Origin of the sequence: Aeromonas sp. FDAARGOS 1414, from assembly GCF_019047065.1 — a bacterium.
In the GTDB taxonomy this organism is placed as follows: Bacteria; Pseudomonadota; Gammaproteobacteria; order Enterobacterales; family Aeromonadaceae; genus Aeromonas; species Aeromonas veronii_A.
Window position 1 is genome coordinate 3,161,427 of record NZ_CP077210.1, and the last position, 17,920, is coordinate 3,179,346.

Genomic DNA, 17,920 nt, shown 5'->3' on the forward strand with positions numbered 1-17,920 from the left:
TATGGCCAGTCGAGGCATCAATAAAGTCATTCTGATCGGTAACCTCGGGCAAGACCCGGAAGTACGCTACATGCCGAGTGGCGGTGCTGTGACCAACATTACTCTGGCTACCTCCGAAACCTGGCGCGACAAGCAGACCGGTGAGCAGAAAGAGCGTACCGAATGGCATCGCGTCGTCTTCATGGGCAAGCTGGCCGAAGTGGCTGGCGAGTACCTGAAGAAGGGCTCCCAGGTCTATGTGGAAGGCAAACTGCAAACCCGCAAATGGCAGGATCAGAGCGGCCAGGAGCGCTACACCACTGAAGTGCTGGTCGACAGCTTCACGGGTGTGATGCAGATGCTGGGTGGTCGTCCGCAAGGCGGTCAGGGTATGGGCCAGAACATGGGTGGCCAATCCCAGGGTAACTGGGGTCAGCCGCAGCAGAGCATGCCTGCCCAGCAGCCGATGAATCAACAGCGCCCGGCACCGGCTCCGCAGCAGAACATGCAGCCGCAAGGCGGTTATGGCCGTCCTGCCCAGCAGCCGCAATCTGCGCCGCCGGTATATAACGAGCCGCCGATGGATTTCGACGACGATATCCCGTTCTAGGCCTGTGTGATATAAAAACGTAAAGACAAATCTTAACTTATAATATAACGCCCCGATTTTAGGGGCGTTTTTCATTACTGCTCAAAATTTAGCTTGCTCTCAGCAACAACTAGATTTAGTCTAGGTTTACACGTATTGCATGTGTCAACTGGATGGTCTTAGCAGAATGGCTTACAAAGTTGAAGTGATAAAGTCTGAAGATAATGGTGAGCGGGTTGTTTTGGTACTTGATGAAAGCGGGATGCCACACGATCTTATTTCACGATATCTACTTAGAGGATTATTTAATCGTTCATCAAAAACGATCCTCAACCAAGCACGCAATATTTGTCAGCTATACCAGTGGGGGGATGAGCTAGGAATCAACATTGAAGAACGGATCTATTCTGGAGAAATTTTTGGGATAACAGAAATTGACTCATTAGTAAGGTATTTATCTCTAAATAGACGGCAAATGCGAATCTTAAAGGGAACCTCTTCAAAGGATACTATCATTCCTTTTGCAGGTTATGTTACTGCCGACATGCAGAAACAAAAGATTGATGATATTGCTCGGTATTTTAAATGGATAGGAAGCTTATCTCTTGAAAACCGCTCCATTAACGATCCATTTTATACATCGATTGGTCCAGCTATGGATGACCTTAAGGATAGGCTTGATGCATTAAAGGTTAGAGGGAGCAGCCAGCCACGTGTAGGGCTGAAGGAAGATGAACAACAGTTTCTCATATCTATTACCTCCCCCAATAATAAAAACAATCCGTTTGAACACAGGACTCGTGCTCGTAATCACCTAATCTTCAAAATGTTGTTGCTTTGTGGAGCACGCTTAGGTGAATTACTCTCTCTGAAGCCTGAACAATGTAAACTAGCCGGGGACTCACCTTATATTATAATCAGCCAGAACACGACAAAACATTTAGACCCTAGAAAACTACCCCCTGAATCAAAAACACTTAGTCGTAAAATTTATATAACTCCTGAACTAGCTTCCGATATAGATAGTTACATAAACAATGAGCGAAAAGCACGAGGAAAAGCAGCAAAACGTGCAGCTCCATATCTATTTCTGAATACATGGAAAGCACCTTCTCCGATGACTCAATCTGCTGTTCAGCATATGTGCAAGATATTGAGAGAGCGATTCCCAGACAAGCTAGCAAATCTTCACCCACATCGTTTACGCCATACATTCAATGACAATCTTCATATGATGTTTTTCAACAAAATGGGAAAAGAAGCATTTCTTAAAATGCAACGCTGGTTAAATGGATGGGTGGATGACAGCGAACAAGGATATACATATACACACCTAGCAATGGAAATACAAGGGAAGCGCATGCTAATTCACCTGCAAGAAAGCATTATGAAAGGTGACTATGAATACCTCCACATAAATGAGCACTAATTATATTAGTGTATTTTACTGTAAAGGATGGCGAATAAATGGAAGATCTTTCTATCTACAAATTACATTATGAAAATAATGAAGATGTTTTATCTTATCAGCCATACTTTACAGAGGTAGCAATAAAGACTAGATCTCGTATTGTTGTAACATCCTCTAATCAGTGGGATATTGGTGAAAGTGAGACGCATCTAATTAATTTTGACCTTATTGAGTCAAGTAACTTAGAATTAATTGATCAAGTGAAATACGTTATGGCATGGTTTGTACGGCAAGTTAGTCCAGCCCATGCACATACCACCTATAACGCTGTACTTAAATTCATTAATGAATGCGATAACCTAGATGACGAATCTGGTAAAGAACTTACTGACGCATTTTCTGATGAGTTACTTTACTATTTTTCAAGTAACCGAAACTCTCATAATGAAGATCCCCTACATAGGATTCGGCTTTGGTATCTTAAGGGAGTTAGGCTCAGACTTCCATTATTCCAGCCAGATATCGGGCGAGCAATAAAAAGTCTTAGCCTAAAAGGTAGAGTAAAGGGTTTAGATGTACTTGTTCACATTCCTGGAAAAAGTCCACTATCTTCAAATAAACTGTTTGATCTTCGTAGTCTATTAACTAAGTACCAAGACCATTTTAGTGTTGGCGAATCAGAATTTTGGAAGATGGCTGCAACATGGGTGTTCATAACACTAGGAATTAGACCTATTCAGCTCAGACTTTTAATGATGTGTGATTTAGCATTAAACATAGAAAAAACTACTGGCAAAAAATCATACATACTAAATGTACCCTCAGCTAAAAAGCGCCATCAACTCCCCAGAACTAGGTTCAAATCTAGGCCTATTCCCACCTTTCTTGGTGAAATGCTGCAATCACTCAAAGAATTCAATGTCAAATGGCTCGAAAATAATGGAATTGAATATAATGAAACCCAAATTCCATTGTTCTTTTTATTACCATACGATAGAGCTGAACTTAGAAAAGAAACGGGTAAAATTGAAGCGTTCAGATGGACGATGAGCAATAATTCAATAAGCAAAGCCGTTCCTAGGTTATTGGAGTTAATAAATTCACTACAATACAATATAGGGGCGCCAACATTCGACGAACCATTAACAGCAAGACGTTTGCGTAAAACCTTTGCAACACATGCAGCAGCAGTTGGTACTCCAGCAATGATGTTAATGGAGTTACTCGATCATGAAGACATGCAGCATGTCATGATTTATTACAAATTGGGAGCAAACTTTGCTAACAAAGTAGACCAAGTTTACCGAGAGCAATTCGGTACAATATTTGACTATTTCTCAGGTGTTATTACATTAGAGGAACTCTCTACAGTAAATAAATCTAAACATGTCTATGGCCCTGAGAATTTACGCAGATTAGTTGGTATCGGCTTTTGCTCCAAAGAAGGCCTTTGTAAAAAAGCTCCTCCATATTCTTGCTATACGTGTATCAAGTTTGAGGCGTGTAATAACAAACAGATTCACATTGAAGTCCTTGAATGTATGCTAGAGGATGTATCCACATTGTTTGAACAAGAGCCTGCCCCAGCTAAATTTGAAGTAAATCACATTAGTGCATGTCGCTCCCTTATCGCACAACTGGAGAACAGCTAATGCAAAGCAATCTGAATACAAACCAAGGCCACAATAGTTCAAGTAGCAGGCGTAAACAAAATACTATTATCCCAATAAATCCATCAAGCAACTGTCTCGATAATATAAAAAACTATATAGCACACGCTAAAAAAATACACGGCCCCATTTTTGATAACAGCGTCGACTGGAACAGTCATATATGGAATATAAAAGGCTTCGAAAGTACAGTCACGACAAGAAGCGTAACTCATGCTTGTAATATAATCTATACTCAAGACAATAATCTCGGTAAAAAAATAAAATCATCTAGAGAAAATGAGATTCCGTTCTCAGAACCATTCGCTACTGAAGTGAAAGCATTTATTACACATCGGCATAATAAAAAGCCATGTAAACATGATTCCCATATGGTTATAATCCGGGCGTTTAGGTATCTATATCTGCAGATGAGCAATACTAACACGCCTAGTTTTTCTCTACTCAAACCAGCCCACTTTGATGAAGCAATACGATACGCATTACAGGGTAAACAGGAAGCAGAAAGCACTCTCTGCGTTACAGGAGAAAGACTAGCATATATTGCTGATGAACTTGACCGCCACAAACTCACACCAACACCATTAGACTGGAAGAATCCAATTCCACGTAATGAAAGGAGAGGTGGCGCTAGCCACAATAGAGGAACAAAAAAAGCCCAAGAAGAGCGAGCAAAAAAGCTTCCAAAGACTCAGGTTCTTATTTTTCTATCAGCACTTTGGGCTAACTTTGACAGTTTAGAAGAAAAAGATAAATCACTGGTATGTATGTCGGTGATCCTCTTAATTGCAGGCTTTCGCATGGATGAGTTCGTCGCACTTGATATAAATTGTATACCAAGCAGAGCAGAATATGACTCGTCAGCCAAGGAGCTAGACCCGCAAACCGGCTCTTTCACGAAGTTACTTAGAATTAGAGCATTGGCAAAAAAGAAAAACCACTGGGATGAAAAAATAATACCTCGCATCTCCGTTGATGTTATTTATGAAGCAGTAAGTCGCCTTGAGGAATTAAGTGCCCCTCATAGACGCACCGCAAAAATGCTACTTAATGAAAGACGATGGGATAAATTTTCTATTTTTGATGACGATCAGATACTAAGTGCAAGGGAGATCCAGTTACATCTTAATATCTCTGGCCGATCAACCTCTAACACAATCAGTATTCTAGAGCGGAGAGGTATCGAAAGGTGCTCAGATTCCAAGTCGGGCGGCGCTTGCTTCCGTATAGGTGATATTCATGAGGCTTTCTCAGATGAGTATATAAATAGAATTGGTTCAATCAAGAATGGTCTTGGAGATACTACCTTAAACATCCCTATTTATAATTTCCTGACATTACGTTATCTAGATCAGTACACACCAAAGGAAAAGCTTAATGTCTTCCCAGAACCCTTAACTGGAACACATATCCAAGATTTCTTTAGAGGACGCGACTACAAGACAAGAGAGCAAATATCAGGAAGAGGCGGAGAGGCACAGAGAGTTCTTAGTGTCTTTGAACGTTATGATTTTCCTGAATTAGGGGAAATAAAAGACACTATACGGACACACCAATTTAGGCATTTATTAAATACGATTATGCAAGAATCTGATATGTTCTCTCAAGAGGATATTGCAAAGAATTTTCTTCGGAAAAACGCCAAAGATAATAGCTCATATAATCATCAGATTTCACCTATTAAATTTGCTGAGCGCACAAGAGACTTTCAAAGCACCGTGCTTAAAAAGCTTAACATAGATGAACAAGAAGCTAAAAATGTAATCCAGCGCTTCCCTCTATTATCGTATGAAGACTTACAGAAAGATTTGGATGAGTCAGGCTCATATCACTTTATGGACATCGGTCGCTGCAGACATGATTACACACAATCTCCATGCGGTATGCACTACATGTGTCTTAGAGAATGCATCCATTACAAACGAACCAAAGGAGACGTGAAAGAGGTTGAAAAAATCACTCAACGACGTGATAGAGCTTTAATGCAGATGAATTTGGCAAAGGAAGATGCCGATGATAATTTCACCAATGCCAATAACTGGTATTTGAATCATCTGCAATTGGTCAATGGTTGCAATCAAGCTCTAGCTATTGAGGATAACCCTCAATATTTGAAAGGTGAAATTGTACAGATTTTCCCTAATGGTGTTGATTGCTGTGAAGAGGCAAATGATGAATAGATATATAACTGCTGAAGTTGAAGATGATATCCTGGAGCTTCTTAAAGAATGGGAGAGTGGACGATTTGGACATAAACTTACATGGAATACTATCAATAAATCTTTTGGATATTCCCGGCAAGCTCTTAGTGGAAACCATAGAATAAAGCTTGCCTTCGATGAAGCAAAATTAAAATTAAAACAGAAAGATAATACTGCTATTTCATTTAAGGAAATGGAACAGGAGATAAAAAGGTTAAATCAAGAATTGTCTGACGCACATAGACTACTCGATCAATACAAACAGAGATACATTCGCTGGCAGACGAACGCTCAATTGAAAGGAATAAGTGTAGAGCAGTTAAACAAGCCTATTCCACTAAGCATGAAAGAAGACATGCGCCGTAAGATGCAAAACAAACACGAGAGCTAAGTAAGGCACACTAAAAATAAAGATCCAATTTAAATAGAACTTTATTTTTATGATCTACATCAACTAACCCTCTATCCACTAGGACTCTGCGTTTCACTATGGTATGGTAGAGTGATTAAAACCTATACAGACAAAATGTATCATGACAGCTAGCCAAGAGTTTTGGAGAATAGAAACAGTGTCATTTTATGCCATCCAATCTATCCACGGAGTTGGCTATAAGACGCTGTATAACATAGCAGCATCAGGGATACTTTTTAGTGATCTTTTTAGAAAAGAGTCTCTGACTGTTTTTGAGAAGACCTTAAGAATTAAACTTAAAATTGATTATGACAATCCATCTGCATGGCTTGAGTTTAAAAATTCACTATGGCTTAGGGGACTGGATATTGCTAGGAACTTTTCAAAGAAAGACATAAAGGTAGTTTTTTACAATCAAGATTCATTCCCGGAAAGTTTGAAGAGTATAAAAGTGCCGCCTATGTGGCTTTTCGTTCAAGGAGCAATAAGCAATCTACATATACCATCTGTAGCCGTTATCGGAAGTAGAAAATGTTCTAGTGATGGGTTGTGGCTAACAAAATTTATAATATCATGCATGGAGGGGTTAGGTTATGCCTCAGTGAGCGGCTTAGCTGAGGGTGTTGATCAAGCTGCCCATATTGAGTCACTGAAGCATAATATACCAACCATTGCTGTTTTAGGAACAGGGATAGATAGCAATTATCCGAGTAATTCAGACAATATTCGACAAGCAATCATTGATGCCGGTGGAACAATAATTACCGAGTATTTGGTTGGGCAAAGTTATAGTGCATTTAACTTTGTTCATAGAAATCGGCTTCAGGCAGGATTGTCACAAATTACCATTCCAGTAGAGTGGAACTTGAAAAGTGGTACAGCCCACACAGTAGGCTATGCCAAAGACTTTAATCGATATGTATTAATGCCATACCTTTCATACCAAACTGACAATGTTCAGGAGCGAGCCCACATTGATCAATATTCCAATGGGATATCTCTTGCCATTCCTAGACAAGCAAAAAACCTTATAGATATTCTATCAAATCCAGAGCAAGGCTTTGCAGAGATAAAAGGTAATTATCAAAATACAACTCAATTTTCTTTTGACTTATAGGTGATGCAATGGGGCTTAAAGGTATAATATTAAGTATCGAAGACACCATACTCAATAAAGGTACAATTAACACTGACGTTTACAATGAAGTCAGTAAGTTATTTTCTTATCTTAAGCTAAGACGCATTACTCCAGTTATATTGTCCAATCAGAAATGGACATTAACAGGTAAAGATCCTAGCCAGACCAGATGCTTATTTGAGTATCTGCAAGAATCCTTCCCCGAGCTAGTTATTTTTTCGCGCCACAGGGATAATTCAATTCCCGCCAAACCCACTGCAGAGTCAACAAAATACGTAATTGATTCAATGGGATGGAAGGCTAATGAAGTTGTTTATTTAGGCAGTACAGACACAGACATGAGGACTGCTGTAAATGGTAACCTACTATTTTTACGCGCTACATGGTTTCAACATCGAACAGATTATGGTTTTGAGTTTATATCACCAAAGGAAGTCGCGAGATTTATAGATACCCTCTGTCTTAGAGAACATTATTGGAGTCATATAATTAATTCTAATGACTTCAGATATTATGCATTAGCACCATTTAGTACAATGAAAGCGGAATTCAAAAGATATTCAGAGGATGCTCGGGCTGCAGCAAAATATGGTTCTGGAACTGTAGATTTCTGGCTGGGTGCTCTAGTCACTAGTTTGTATTTCAGTAACATTCATGCGGAAATTGATTATGTATGTCCATATCCGGGACATAAAACAGGTGTCGATAATGACAAGATGTCGGCAGACCTTTTAACTTTTTCTAAATGTTTTAGAAAAACTTATATTCATGATTTAATTCAGCGTTATTCTGATGCCATGAAATCACAGACAGCAAGGCAACGTGGTGTTGCGATTGATCATCTCAATCAAATTAATACCATACACCTTAACAAATATCCCACTAGAAATTATCGAACTAAATATAAAGCACCGCCATTATCAAGAGGAAAAACTGTCTTAGTTGTTGATGATATATGCACAAAAGGTTATTCATTAACTGCGGCCAAAGGCTTTATTGAATCGACAGGAGCGAAAGTTATTTTAGTTTCTTGGTTAAAAACCATAAACACAGATATAGTTGATATTTTACCGCTCCGTAACATAAAAGGATTTAACCCGTACACACCGAATAATATAGGGGTAGTACAATTAGGAAAAACCTATGGATATCATAAATATCTTGTAGATGATAATGCGTCAGAAGAACTTGGAGAACAGTTTGAGGAATACCTTTCTTGGAATTGGCCAAAAGGGATTGACTAAGCCAACTCAAATATACAACCCCAAGATAAAATCTAGGCTATTAATAACTCGTGCGAATAAAAGAATTTAAGCTTTCAAACTCCACTTATTCGCACGAGAAAATTATTTATCTCTCTGGCCAATCTGTAGGTATTAGAGCTTCTCCTGATGCCCTATTCCATCTCTCTCGAGTTGCCTTAACATATCTAGGATCATCCGCAAAATATGCATGCTCAATAAGGAGAACTTGTAAGTCCTTCTGTGCTTCAGTTTCCTTAAATAAATAATCAACATGCCTTCTCATAGCAAGCACATCTTCATCTTCGCTAATTGTTGAGAATAGAGTTTCATCCTCTCCATGTGTAGGATAGTATGGCCGACTAATTTGGTCGAATACCAAGAAACCAGGTACGGGAGCTTTAGCATCTTTAAAATATCGCTGAAGAGCAAAAGAAAGTGCTATATGGATAGCTAAATAGTTTTGGTCCGAACCAAGATCTGAAAGCCGCAATACAACATTACTACCTTTTTCAAAAACAACAATATCAGGCGGTCTAGAATAAAACTCCACTTCAATATCTATACAGGGAGTAACTGTAGGAAGCTCAGATATACCTTTGGAAGCATATTCTGAGATTTTTCGATGAGCACGGTCCAAGAGAACTTTTCGTGCCTCTCTATCTACTTTCCTCTCTAAAGCCTCTATTTCTTCACGAAGAACTGCCATATCAATGGTTGAGCTTTTTATGGAGGGGTTCATATCTAGTAAAACAGATATTTTTCCAAGCAAATGAGCACGATAGCGTCCCTGTGACTCTAACTTCTGATTCTCCTCACTCTTATTAATCCAGTTACGAATACTATCATCCACCATCTGTACTGTTTTTTTCAACTCACTCAACTGATTCCTTAGCTTTTGTTCATGCTCAATTAGATATGGCTTAGTCTCTTCGACAGCAGTACTTTCAGAGCTAATTATATTAAGTGACTCTTTTAAAGCGGCTGTAATTCGGCGCCCATGCTCAGATGGGGATTCGCATACTGGACAAACATTCTCAACATGACGTATATGTGTAGCAAGATTCAATTTTTCATACTGTCGAATCATTGAACCTTCGAAATCAGACATTTCTCGTAACGCATTCCTTACAGCACGAGACTTATTACGAATTAACTCTATGTCAGCTAATAATCCCTTTCTTTTATTATATAATTCAGGTAGTGGACTTTCTTTATTGCTACCAAGATGATCTGTATCATTTTTCGGGATAGACTTTAAAGCTTCTCTAATTTCTTGTACCGAGGATACATTAGGGATTGCATTTATCATTCTACAACGATGAGCATCCCGAAGAATATCATAAGCCATTCGATAGAATTCACCACCGTCTTCGGTCTGCTTTTGTTGCTTACGCTCTTCACGATCATACAAGCGACGAAGCTCGCGTAATCTTCGCTCATCGATCACTGACTGTTCGTTTAGGACACGCAGGAAGTAAGGCATTGTATCAATAATGGCTTTTGCTTCATCAGCCTGATCCAGCCCATGTAAAAGTGCAGTTTCATTATAGATAATGTCTTTTGTTACAAACATATAAGCGGTAGCATGTCGAATTGTCGCACGACCCCGCTGTGAAAAGCTGTCATCATCGTTATCAACAATATCGCCTATGCCAAAAACTCTTTCTATAAAAGCCTTCCCTGCTTGAAGATTAGTTTGGCCATTTAGGTCCTCTATATCATTAGGTAATTGAAGATTACGGCCACTACAGACATACATGCGAGTACTGGTTCTTTGCCCCATCGGTGGAACTATACGACCAGTTATCATTTGAGACTCGCCAGATACCCACTTCACACCTACAGCCGTGCAACGCCGACGAACATGTGCTGGTAGTTCGCATTGGCTTGAACCAAGACAATAATCAATAGCTTTGATAATTGTAGATTTGCCTGTCCCGGAAGCACCAGTAATAATATTAACACCTGGCTTAAGACTGATTATCCTCCGCTTGCCTTGATTACCGAGGAAAAAAATCTCTGCAATATTCCAACGACTCATACTGTTAACCCCATCATATTGAGTGCCGTTCGCGCCGTTCCTGTAGTAGCAAACCAAGTCCCCAAAAGCCTAGCGTTATTAAATGCCACCTGACTATCTTGTGTAAGACGCTTTATCGCCATCTTGTTTGTCTTCTCACTACCAGTCTTCAATAGTCCATCCTCTGTGACTATTAGCAATTTTGAAAAACTGCCATACTTTAGTGTCTCAGTAAAAATGTCCAATGATGAATTAATTCTTTCTGATAGTTCTACTTTTATTTCTGGATGTCTCTGTAACCACACCAGCAATCCCGTTGATTTGTTTGTACCATTGAAGGTATGTATTAGATCTCCAGAGAGGGCTAGAGGTAGAGCACAGTAACCAAGAACAATTTCTGGGCCAGTAGCCTTAACATTCTCATAAGCAGAAACGAAAGTATTTAGTACATAAGAACAATATGCTGGATTGGTTTCTGCAAATAGATCATAAGCTAATTTCATGATCTAGTTACTCCTTGAGAATTTTCAAATAATCGGGGTGCCATCCAACTTGGAGACCAATGGCTAATACCTGATATGAACCTCTTATATAATAATGACCGGTCCAACCTGTACTAATCGGCTCAATTTGGGAGGGTGCAGAATCATAACTCCATCGCAGAGTTTCTAACCCACTTTTTCTCTTAAAGCTCTCATCAGCACCCTCACAATCCTCCACCATTTGTGAGTGACGGTCAGACCAGTACTCTGTCAATAACAGGTCATAATTGCTAATTTTTGACATCATCCCTGGATTATCTGTTACCCACTTTGCACGCTGCTGCTGTGCACGCCATTGATCACGGGTCGCTTTTAAGAGATCTGTGCGGCCTCCCTCAACAAGGGCGATCTGTCGTCCGAGCATACTGTGAGGCTCATAATCATCTGGAATAGCTGCGGTTTGAAAATCAGGTAATAGTAATTCTTCCTCAATAGCACTATTAAAAATGGACACTTGGTGTTTAAGCTCCGCAGCTGAGATGACTCTGTCACGTTTATCACACAGCGAACACACAATTTGCATACCCCACCACTCAATAAGCCTTTCTGCAACTCGTTGTCGGTGAGCGGCAGGAAGGACATACAGTTTTTCTGCAACAAGCGTCTCTGTAGTTGTTATATCTGGGCTACTAGGGTTCGCGATTATCCTTTTTATCAGGTTACGGCGAACCCCAGTATCTAGAGCAAGAAATGCTATGCAACCGGGTGCACGGTCTGCGTGAGGTAAGCTCGTCTTTTTAGCTTCTTTAGCTGCATTTCGCTCACTTACAACCCGCTCAGCTTCACTTTTAAGTTCTTCAATTAGCTGTGTCCGATCAGAATCCTGGTCGCATAATGCTAGTAAAGAAGAGCCTGAAGAAATTGCACCAACAGTGACCAAGTGGAATGTTGTTTGTGCAAGTGATATTTTTGGTAAAATATCTATCCATACTTTTAGAGTTTTCCACAAAGCCACACTGCTTAAACTAACGACTGGAGGCTTAGTGCTTATTGAGTGCTTGAGTTGATAGAGTAGGTTTTGCCCATTGACCTGTAACTCCACGTCATCCAAGCGCTCTACTGCAACCGCAGCATCATCAGAACTTTGAGAGATCAACGATACAAGCGCAAAATGCGCTTGATAGAAAAAACCAAGAGCTGATGCACTCGCTTCATGTACCCCTGTCAAATCTGGTTTACTCATAGCCGTTCCATACGCCCCCTGATGCGTTTAGAAACCTATCTGGAGAAAAACAAAAGCGATGATAGCAGAATGCCATTTGGCTCTGCTAGCATAAAAGCTCTGATGAACATACAACAAACAGTGTATAAATATATGTTTTGCTATCAACTTCACATTTGTGAAAATAGAGCATATTACTTATATGTATAAGAAAAACGTTTTGAACTATGGACGTCAAATCAAACCATCAGGAATTAAAATATGAACTTTATTAATGTGATGAAGTGATATGAGTAAACAAAGGAAATGTTGGTGCTATGCGTATACAACCAAATTAAAAGATGAATTTCAGTTTATAAGAATATATCAAACTTACTTTTTACTGCCATATAATTGCATTCAACATTTATCTACACTAGGTACTAATATAATGAGTAATGTTATATATCAAGTCATCCATACAAGAAAGTGATTCAATATCATCAGGGACAGCATGACAATCTCATATCTCAAATTAATTAAACAATGAGAATCAGGAGATAACTCCACTTTCAACCCGACCAATCAATTCAATAACAGCATCAACCCCTGCGGGAGTACTTAACATCTGCAAAGGTGCTTGATCACCCAAAGCCCTAGCAGGAGATTTAAGCCATGAAAGTGCAGCGGAAATATCACCATTAAAAAGAAACACGGAGGAATCTAGCATTCTGGCAAACATATAAAGCTTCCAGCTTTGCTCTATCGTGAAAACTTTCTTTTCCCTCAGATGTTTCCTGTAGTATGTTGAGCGACTAATTCCTACATATTGGCAAATGGTTAGTTCATCAAGTCTTGTTTCTAACGCAATTTTCCTTACCAGATCAGATGAATATCCAGCTAATATTTCAAAATGAGCATCAAACGGTTGTCTTGGTAGTGCCAATATTTCCAAGATTCTATCCGATTTAATTGTAGAAACCTGTGGCTTATAACTATTGTATGTGTTCATTGAAATCCTACCTGAAATCCCTGTATTGCAATACTATTGTCTCACCTATAGGTCATCCAAAGAGACATTAACACATTCAATTGAGGTCATTCGCTCATCAACTATTCGGTTTAGGGCAGCATCTTCTGCCAACTCTACATAGTAGGCAAAGAGGTCGGGCGGCACACAGTAGAAGACTGGCTTGTTGCGGTGGAGTATGGCAACAGCAGAACCATTGCCAGCCTTGAGTATCCCCATAGGGCTTCGTTTAAGTGCGGTGATAGTGGCAGTCGTTGCAGAGAGAATCTGGTAGCTCATGGCCGCCCCCTACTAGTTTTGATATCAATAATTACTCTGCTCATCGAACCTAAAAACCCTTTGGGGTATCAGCTCAGAGAAATCGAGAGTAGTACTCTTGTCTTTCTGTGTACAGTCACCAATGGGCACTCTAGGCTATCGAGTATGAGACACATCAGAAGTTATGCCATAATCAGGCCTTCAACTATGGGAAACACCTGAAGTTGCGCCCTATTCTGGCCTTCAACTATGGGAAACACCTGAAGTTGTGCCCTGCTCTGGCCTTCAATTATGGGAAACACCTGAAGTTGCGCCCTAGTCTGGCCTTCAACTATGGGAATCGCCTGAAGTTCCACCCTGCTCTGGCCTTCAACTATGGGAAACACCTGAAGTTGTGCCCTGCTCTGGCCTTCAACTATGGGAAACACCTGAAGTTGTGCCCTGCTCTGGCCTTCAACTATGGGAAACACCTGAAGTTGTGCCCTGCTCTGGCTTTCAACTATGGGAAACACCTGAAGTTGTGCCCTGCTCTGGCCTTCAACTATGGGAAACACCTGAAGTTGTGCTCTGATCTGATCACTATGGGAATAATCTGACGTTGTGCCCTGACCGGGGCCTTATTTCTCAAATCGGGAACTATCCGCAACCTTGGTGATCTGAACCTGAAAACCAACCACCGAGAGCATCAGATAGGCCAGTTGCTTCATCCCATCACCAACTGGCCTCAATACAGCAGTTCTCTGATTATCTGAGGTTCATTCATCTTCTGAATTGATGCCGGTGTCAGGTGATCACTAGATCTGCACAAGCCTAGTCGAGACCAACAAACTTGACATTGGCAATCAAAAGAACAGTGCCGGTGAAACAGCAAATCGCTTACTTAGCGCCTCGATATGTTGGCGGGTCAGTCTTTTGCCCTTGGCAGCATTGAGTAGCTTGCGAACATTGGACTTGGAACCCAACTCAGGCAAGTCAGCCACCCCTAGTCGATACTGGGTCATTAAAGTCTTCAAGACAGCAATACCCGGTTCCACACCTGCTAAAGCCTTGTTGAAGTCGGAGAACTCATCAGCTCTGTCTTCCCAGCGCTCGATACTGGTTGCAAGCAACTCAATCAATTGTCTATTGATGTCATAGTCATCGATCAGCTCATCCATCAGCTCAAGAGCGTGCTCAAAATCGTCCTGATTATTGATGTGGACGATGTAGGGCACATGGGCCAATGCTTCTCTAATCTGAACCAGCGCAGGGCTTAACATGATGGTTACTCCTTGTTCCTTCGGTACTCGTCATGAATAGTGACGACCTGGAGCAGTTGATTCTGTCAGGGATGAGAGCAGTAAACAAATAGTGAGTCCCCATGAACTCACTCTACTATGGGAATACCCAACACTCGGTTTACTACTGCGTTTACATAAACTGTACCGAATCTGCTTCTCACAAGAGATTTTTATCGCTACTTTAAGGATTAATGTCGGTGTCAGGTCATAACTAGACTTGTACAGCTTGTACTGTTCTTAAGCGTCCGAATCCAAAAATGTAAAGACACTCGTCATATATGCTTAACATCTTGACACTTTTTTCTGGTTTTCAGCAGTTTTCTGTTCAAAAAGAAACCGAAAGATGCATATCGTTATGTTTTATAAAGAAAAAAAACACCGGCAGGCACTTTACACATGCTAAAGCAGCAGCCTTCCGTTCTAAGAACAGAATATTGAAAAGGCCCTGATAACTCAGGGTCTTTTTTTATGCACTCAGGCTGAACCTCTCAGCCCGAAAGGGATATAACGCTTTTTGGTTGCCTCCCCTACAGTGATGGATATTCTCCACAGGAGCGCTTTGTGAAAAGTGCAATGAAACTGCTCACCCCTTTATTGCTCATGCTGACCAGCATGTTCTCCGGCCAGTTGCAGGCAAAGCAACTCAAGGTCGGGGTTAGCTTTGCCATCCCCCCTTATGTCATCGAAGGCGAGAATCGCGGCATTGAGCTGGATCTGCTGAAAGAGGCGTTCACTGGCAGCGGCTATGAGCCCAGCTTTGAATTTCTGCCGCTGGAGCGCACCTTCCGCCTGTTCGAGTCAGGAAAGCTGGATGCCATCATCAACGTCAGACCCGGTATGGTTGATCCTCACGTTCTGACCCAGCCCGTTATCACCTTCCATAACCGAATCTTCACCCTGCGCAGCACCCACATCAGTACTCTGGACGACCTGCATTCAAAACGGGTAACCGCCTTTCAACGGGCAAGGATCATTCTGGGGGGCGCGTTCGCCACCATGGCCAACCAGAATCCCCACTATGAGGAGGTAGCCAAGCAGCAGGTGCAGGTACATCAGCTGATGCGCGGCAGGGTGGATGCCGTCGTACTGGAGGAGCGGGTGTTCTACTACTACCTCGACCAGCTGATCGCCACCGCCCAGGCAGGCGAGCACTACGAGCGCAATCAGGTCAGGCAAGCAGACCTCTTCCCGCCCACCGTCTATCACTTTGCCTTCCGAACAGCCGATGCCCGCAATCTGTTTGATAAGCGCCTTGAGGCGATGCGTCAGGATGGTCGTTATCACCAGATTTTCGCGGCTTACGGCGCCACGCCGTGAGCCACAAACATAAAAGCCAGCCGGTAAGGGCTGGCTTTGTACTGGCTCCGAAGGAACAGCAGTAGGGGAGCGTTACTTCATTGCGCTGCCGTTTTTCAGTTCTGCTTTCTGACGTTTGGCTTCGCGTTTCTCTTTCAGTGACATCTGCGGTTTTTTCTTGGCATCTTTGCCGTTGTGATGTTCTTTGTTACTCATCATCAAACTCCAAAAATGTTACCCAGACAGTTGGTTCCTCATGGGAGCCAGCATGCCATCCGAATCATCAACTTCAGTACGCTTGGTGGGATGGTGCAAGACCATCACCAGACCCAGCATACCCTCCAGCGGCATCCGGATCCAGCCTCATTCTCGTCCAAAAGATGTCGCGTGCAGCCCCTTGAGAGGGGAGGCCAAACGACCTCAACAGGAAAGACCAAAAAAGAGTAATTCGCATTATTAAATGTTGTCACGCTTATATTAAGTCATCGTTGGCTAGATATTTTCACGGAGAAATATAAATCCCTCTCATTATTTATTTCCGCGCAAGAGGTCACCATTTTAATAAGCATTCGCAATATCATCGGAAACATCAGGTTACAACACCGAATAGGTTATTTCCGGTCAGCCGGATATAATACGCGCCGCACCGAAATATCCGTTTTTATTCAGGAAGCTGTGACATGAACAGAAAAACCAGAGCCGCCATGGTGTCGGTCTGCTCCAATATCAGTCTGATCATCATGAAAATGGTGGCCGGGTTCGCCAGCGGCTCGGTCAGTATCATCTCGGAGGCGATCCACTCCGCCATGGATCTGGTGGCGGCCCTGATCGCCCTGTTCGCGGTGAAAAAGTCCGATCTCCCGCCTGATGAGCGCCACCCCTATGGTCACGACAAGATTGAAAATGTCTCCGGCGTCATCGAAGCACTGCTTATCTTGCTGGCCGCGGGCTGGATCATATTCGAAGCCGTCGACAAGCTGATCACCCCCATCCCCATCGAGAGCATTGGCTGGGGCGTACTGGTGATGGTGATCTCGGCGCTGGTCAACAGCGGCGTCTCTGCCTACCTCTACAAGGTGGCCCGAGAGGAGGAGTCGGTCGCGCTGGCTGCCGATGCGCTTCATCTCAAGGCGGACGTGCTCACCTCCACCGGGGTCGCCGTCGGTCTTGGCGGGATCTGGCTGGCCGGTCTGTTCGGCCATTCACTCGCCATCCTCGACCCGATGGTCGCCATTGCGGTCGCCATCTTTATTGTCAGAGAGGCGATCAGCATGCTCAACGAGGCCTTCCAGCCGCTGATCGACCAGAGTATGAGCCCGGAAGAGCTGGCAATGACCAGCCGCATCATCACCGAATGCTGCCCTGCCACCAGCGGTTTCCACGATCTGCGCAGCCGTCGTGCCGGACGCCGCCGCCATATCGACTTCCATCTCACCCTGCCCCCGGAGATGAGCATCGGCGAAGCCCACGATATCTGTGATCGCATCGAACACGCCATCATGGCGCAGTTGCCCCACGCCATCGTGCTGATCCACGTCGAGCCGGAGGAGCAAGAGCTGCCCTCACCGCTCGCCATAAATTGAAATGTGGCAAACAGGCGGGAAAGTGGCAGCGAAATAACAGAAAGTTGGCACAAACCCGCATTTTTACTGCCGGAAAGCCGATTGCATAAGAAGTGATCGGCACAACTGTGTTAGGGTGTCTAACCA

Annotated in this window: 17 protein-coding genes; 9 read left to right on the top strand and 8 right to left on the bottom strand. The window is 42.4% G+C overall.

The genetic code is table 11. From position 1 onward, the window contains the following. Nucleotide 1 precedes the first annotated feature (1 nt). From I6L44_RS14185 to I6L44_RS14215, 7 genes are all read left to right on the top strand, one after another. Complete coding sequence (locus I6L44_RS14185; RefSeq protein WP_005340181.1) at nucleotides 2-589, top strand: single-stranded DNA-binding protein; 588 nt, start codon at nucleotides 2-4, stop codon at nucleotides 587-589. Nucleotides 590-755: 166 nt separating this feature from the next. Further along, nucleotides 756-1,997, top strand: coding sequence for a site-specific integrase (locus I6L44_RS14190; RefSeq protein ID WP_216952161.1), 1,242 nt, complete (start codon nucleotides 756-758; stop codon nucleotides 1,995-1,997). A gap of 38 nt (nucleotides 1,998-2,035) precedes the next feature. Further along, nucleotides 2,036-3,631, top strand: coding sequence for a tyrosine-type recombinase/integrase (locus I6L44_RS14195; RefSeq protein ID WP_216952162.1), 1,596 nt, complete (start codon nucleotides 2,036-2,038; stop codon nucleotides 3,629-3,631). After that, nucleotides 3,631-5,829 (top strand): hypothetical protein, encoded by a 2,199-nt coding sequence (locus tag I6L44_RS14200; protein WP_216952163.1) that lies wholly within the window; start codon nucleotides 3,631-3,633, stop codon nucleotides 5,827-5,829. The genes I6L44_RS14195 and I6L44_RS14200 overlap by 1 nt, the downstream gene beginning before the upstream one ends. Continuing rightward, nucleotides 5,819-6,241: a hypothetical protein gene (locus I6L44_RS14205; protein ID WP_216952164.1), complete on the top strand. Its 423-nt coding sequence runs from the start codon at nucleotides 5,819-5,821 to the stop codon at nucleotides 6,239-6,241. Before I6L44_RS14200 ends, I6L44_RS14205 begins: the two co-directional genes overlap by 11 nt. Before the next feature lie 142 nt (nucleotides 6,242-6,383). Further along, a complete protein-coding gene (locus I6L44_RS14210) occupies nucleotides 6,384-7,379 on the top strand; it encodes a DNA-processing protein DprA (protein ID WP_216952165.1) in 996 nt (331 codons plus the stop codon). 8 nt (nucleotides 7,380-7,387) lie between these two features. Beyond that, nucleotides 7,388-8,644: a phosphoribosyltransferase family protein gene (locus I6L44_RS14215; protein WP_216952166.1), complete on the top strand. Its 1,257-nt coding sequence runs from the start codon at nucleotides 7,388-7,390 to the stop codon at nucleotides 8,642-8,644. Nucleotides 8,645-8,750: 106 nt separating this feature from the next. On the opposite strand, the gene I6L44_RS14220 is transcribed toward I6L44_RS14215, so the two are convergent. The 7 genes from I6L44_RS14220 to I6L44_RS14250 form a co-directional block, all read right to left on the bottom strand. Continuing rightward, a complete protein-coding gene (locus I6L44_RS14220) occupies nucleotides 8,751-10,685 on the bottom strand; it encodes a DUF3732 domain-containing protein (RefSeq protein WP_216952167.1) in 1,935 nt (644 codons plus the stop codon). Then, nucleotides 10,682-11,167: a three component ABC system middle component gene (locus I6L44_RS14225; RefSeq protein ID WP_216952168.1), complete on the bottom strand. Its 486-nt coding sequence runs from the start codon at nucleotides 11,165-11,167 to the stop codon at nucleotides 10,682-10,684. The genes I6L44_RS14220 and I6L44_RS14225 overlap by 4 nt, the downstream gene beginning before the upstream one ends. A 7-nt stretch (nucleotides 11,168-11,174) precedes the next feature. Then, nucleotides 11,175-12,389 carry an ABC-three component system protein gene (locus I6L44_RS14230; RefSeq protein WP_216952169.1) on the bottom strand — a complete coding sequence of 405 codons (1,215 nt, stop codon included), beginning with the start codon at nucleotides 12,387-12,389 and terminating at the stop codon, nucleotides 11,175-11,177. Between the two features lie 511 nt (nucleotides 12,390-12,900). Continuing rightward, nucleotides 12,901-13,359, bottom strand: a complete 459-nt coding sequence (locus I6L44_RS14235; protein ID WP_216952170.1) for an antitoxin Xre/MbcA/ParS toxin-binding domain-containing protein — start codon at nucleotides 13,357-13,359, stop codon at nucleotides 12,901-12,903. A 45-nt stretch (nucleotides 13,360-13,404) separates the two neighbouring features. Continuing rightward, a complete protein-coding gene (locus I6L44_RS14240; RefSeq protein WP_216952171.1) occupies nucleotides 13,405-13,656 on the bottom strand; it encodes a type II toxin-antitoxin system Phd/YefM family antitoxin in 252 nt (83 codons plus the stop codon). Nucleotides 13,657-13,817: 161 nt separating this feature from the next. Further along, nucleotides 13,818-14,189 carry a hypothetical protein gene (locus I6L44_RS14245; RefSeq protein WP_216952172.1) on the bottom strand — a complete coding sequence of 124 codons (372 nt, stop codon included), beginning with the start codon at nucleotides 14,187-14,189 and terminating at the stop codon, nucleotides 13,818-13,820. Between the two features lie 288 nt (nucleotides 14,190-14,477). Further along, entirely contained in the window at nucleotides 14,478-14,894 is a 417-nt protein-coding gene (locus I6L44_RS14250; RefSeq protein ID WP_216952173.1) for a type II toxin-antitoxin system HigA family antitoxin, read from the bottom strand. A gap of 621 nt (nucleotides 14,895-15,515) precedes the next feature. Between I6L44_RS14250 and I6L44_RS14255 the strand changes: the two genes are divergently transcribed. Then, complete coding sequence (locus I6L44_RS14255; RefSeq protein WP_227342971.1) at nucleotides 15,516-16,232, top strand: ABC transporter substrate-binding protein; 717 nt, start codon at nucleotides 15,516-15,518, stop codon at nucleotides 16,230-16,232. 72 nt (nucleotides 16,233-16,304) lie between these two features. Here I6L44_RS14255 and I6L44_RS20585 read toward each other — a convergent pair whose 3' ends face one another. Next, nucleotides 16,305-16,430, bottom strand: a complete 126-nt coding sequence (locus I6L44_RS20585; protein ID WP_019445191.1) for a hypothetical protein — start codon at nucleotides 16,428-16,430, stop codon at nucleotides 16,305-16,307. 461 nt (nucleotides 16,431-16,891) lie between these two features. On the opposite strand from I6L44_RS20585, the gene I6L44_RS14260 reads away from it, so the two are divergent. Continuing rightward, the gene (locus I6L44_RS14260; RefSeq protein WP_216952175.1) at nucleotides 16,892-17,794 is read left to right on the top strand and encodes a cation diffusion facilitator family transporter; all 903 of its coding nucleotides are present in this window, start codon (nucleotides 16,892-16,894) and stop codon (nucleotides 17,792-17,794) included. Nucleotides 17,795-17,920: the final 126 nt, after the last annotated feature.

Coding starts and splice junctions, on each gene's coding strand:
- I6L44_RS14185 (WP_005340181.1), top strand. CDS start 2: ATGGCCAGTCGAGGCATCAATAAAGTCATTCTGATCGGTAACCTCGGG.
- I6L44_RS14190 (WP_216952161.1), top strand. CDS start 756: ATGGCTTACAAAGTTGAAGTGATAAAGTCTGAAGATAATGGTGAGCGG.
- I6L44_RS14195 (WP_216952162.1), top strand. CDS start 2,036: ATGGAAGATCTTTCTATCTACAAATTACATTATGAAAATAATGAAGAT.
- I6L44_RS14200 (WP_216952163.1), top strand. CDS start 3,631: ATGCAAAGCAATCTGAATACAAACCAAGGCCACAATAGTTCAAGTAGC.
- I6L44_RS14205 (WP_216952164.1), top strand. CDS start 5,819: ATGATGAATAGATATATAACTGCTGAAGTTGAAGATGATATCCTGGAG.
- I6L44_RS14210 (WP_216952165.1), top strand. CDS start 6,384: ATGACAGCTAGCCAAGAGTTTTGGAGAATAGAAACAGTGTCATTTTAT.
- I6L44_RS14215 (WP_216952166.1), top strand. CDS start 7,388: ATGGGGCTTAAAGGTATAATATTAAGTATCGAAGACACCATACTCAAT.
- I6L44_RS14220 (WP_216952167.1), bottom strand. CDS start 10,685: ATGAGTCGTTGGAATATTGCAGAGATTTTTTTCCTCGGTAATCAAGGC.
- I6L44_RS14225 (WP_216952168.1), bottom strand. CDS start 11,167: ATGAAATTAGCTTATGATCTATTTGCAGAAACCAATCCAGCATATTGT.
- I6L44_RS14230 (WP_216952169.1), bottom strand. CDS start 12,389: ATGAGTAAACCAGATTTGACAGGGGTACATGAAGCGAGTGCATCAGCT.
- I6L44_RS14235 (WP_216952170.1), bottom strand. CDS start 13,359: ATGAACACATACAATAGTTATAAGCCACAGGTTTCTACAATTAAATCG.
- I6L44_RS14240 (WP_216952171.1), bottom strand. CDS start 13,656: ATGAGCTACCAGATTCTCTCTGCAACGACTGCCACTATCACCGCACTT.
- I6L44_RS14250 (WP_216952173.1), bottom strand. CDS start 14,894: ATGTTAAGCCCTGCGCTGGTTCAGATTAGAGAAGCATTGGCCCATGTG.
- I6L44_RS14255 (WP_227342971.1), top strand. CDS start 15,516: ATGCTGACCAGCATGTTCTCCGGCCAGTTGCAGGCAAAGCAACTCAAG.
- I6L44_RS20585 (WP_019445191.1), bottom strand. CDS start 16,430: ATGATGAGTAACAAAGAACATCACAACGGCAAAGATGCCAAGAAAAAA.
- I6L44_RS14260 (WP_216952175.1), top strand. CDS start 16,892: ATGAACAGAAAAACCAGAGCCGCCATGGTGTCGGTCTGCTCCAATATC.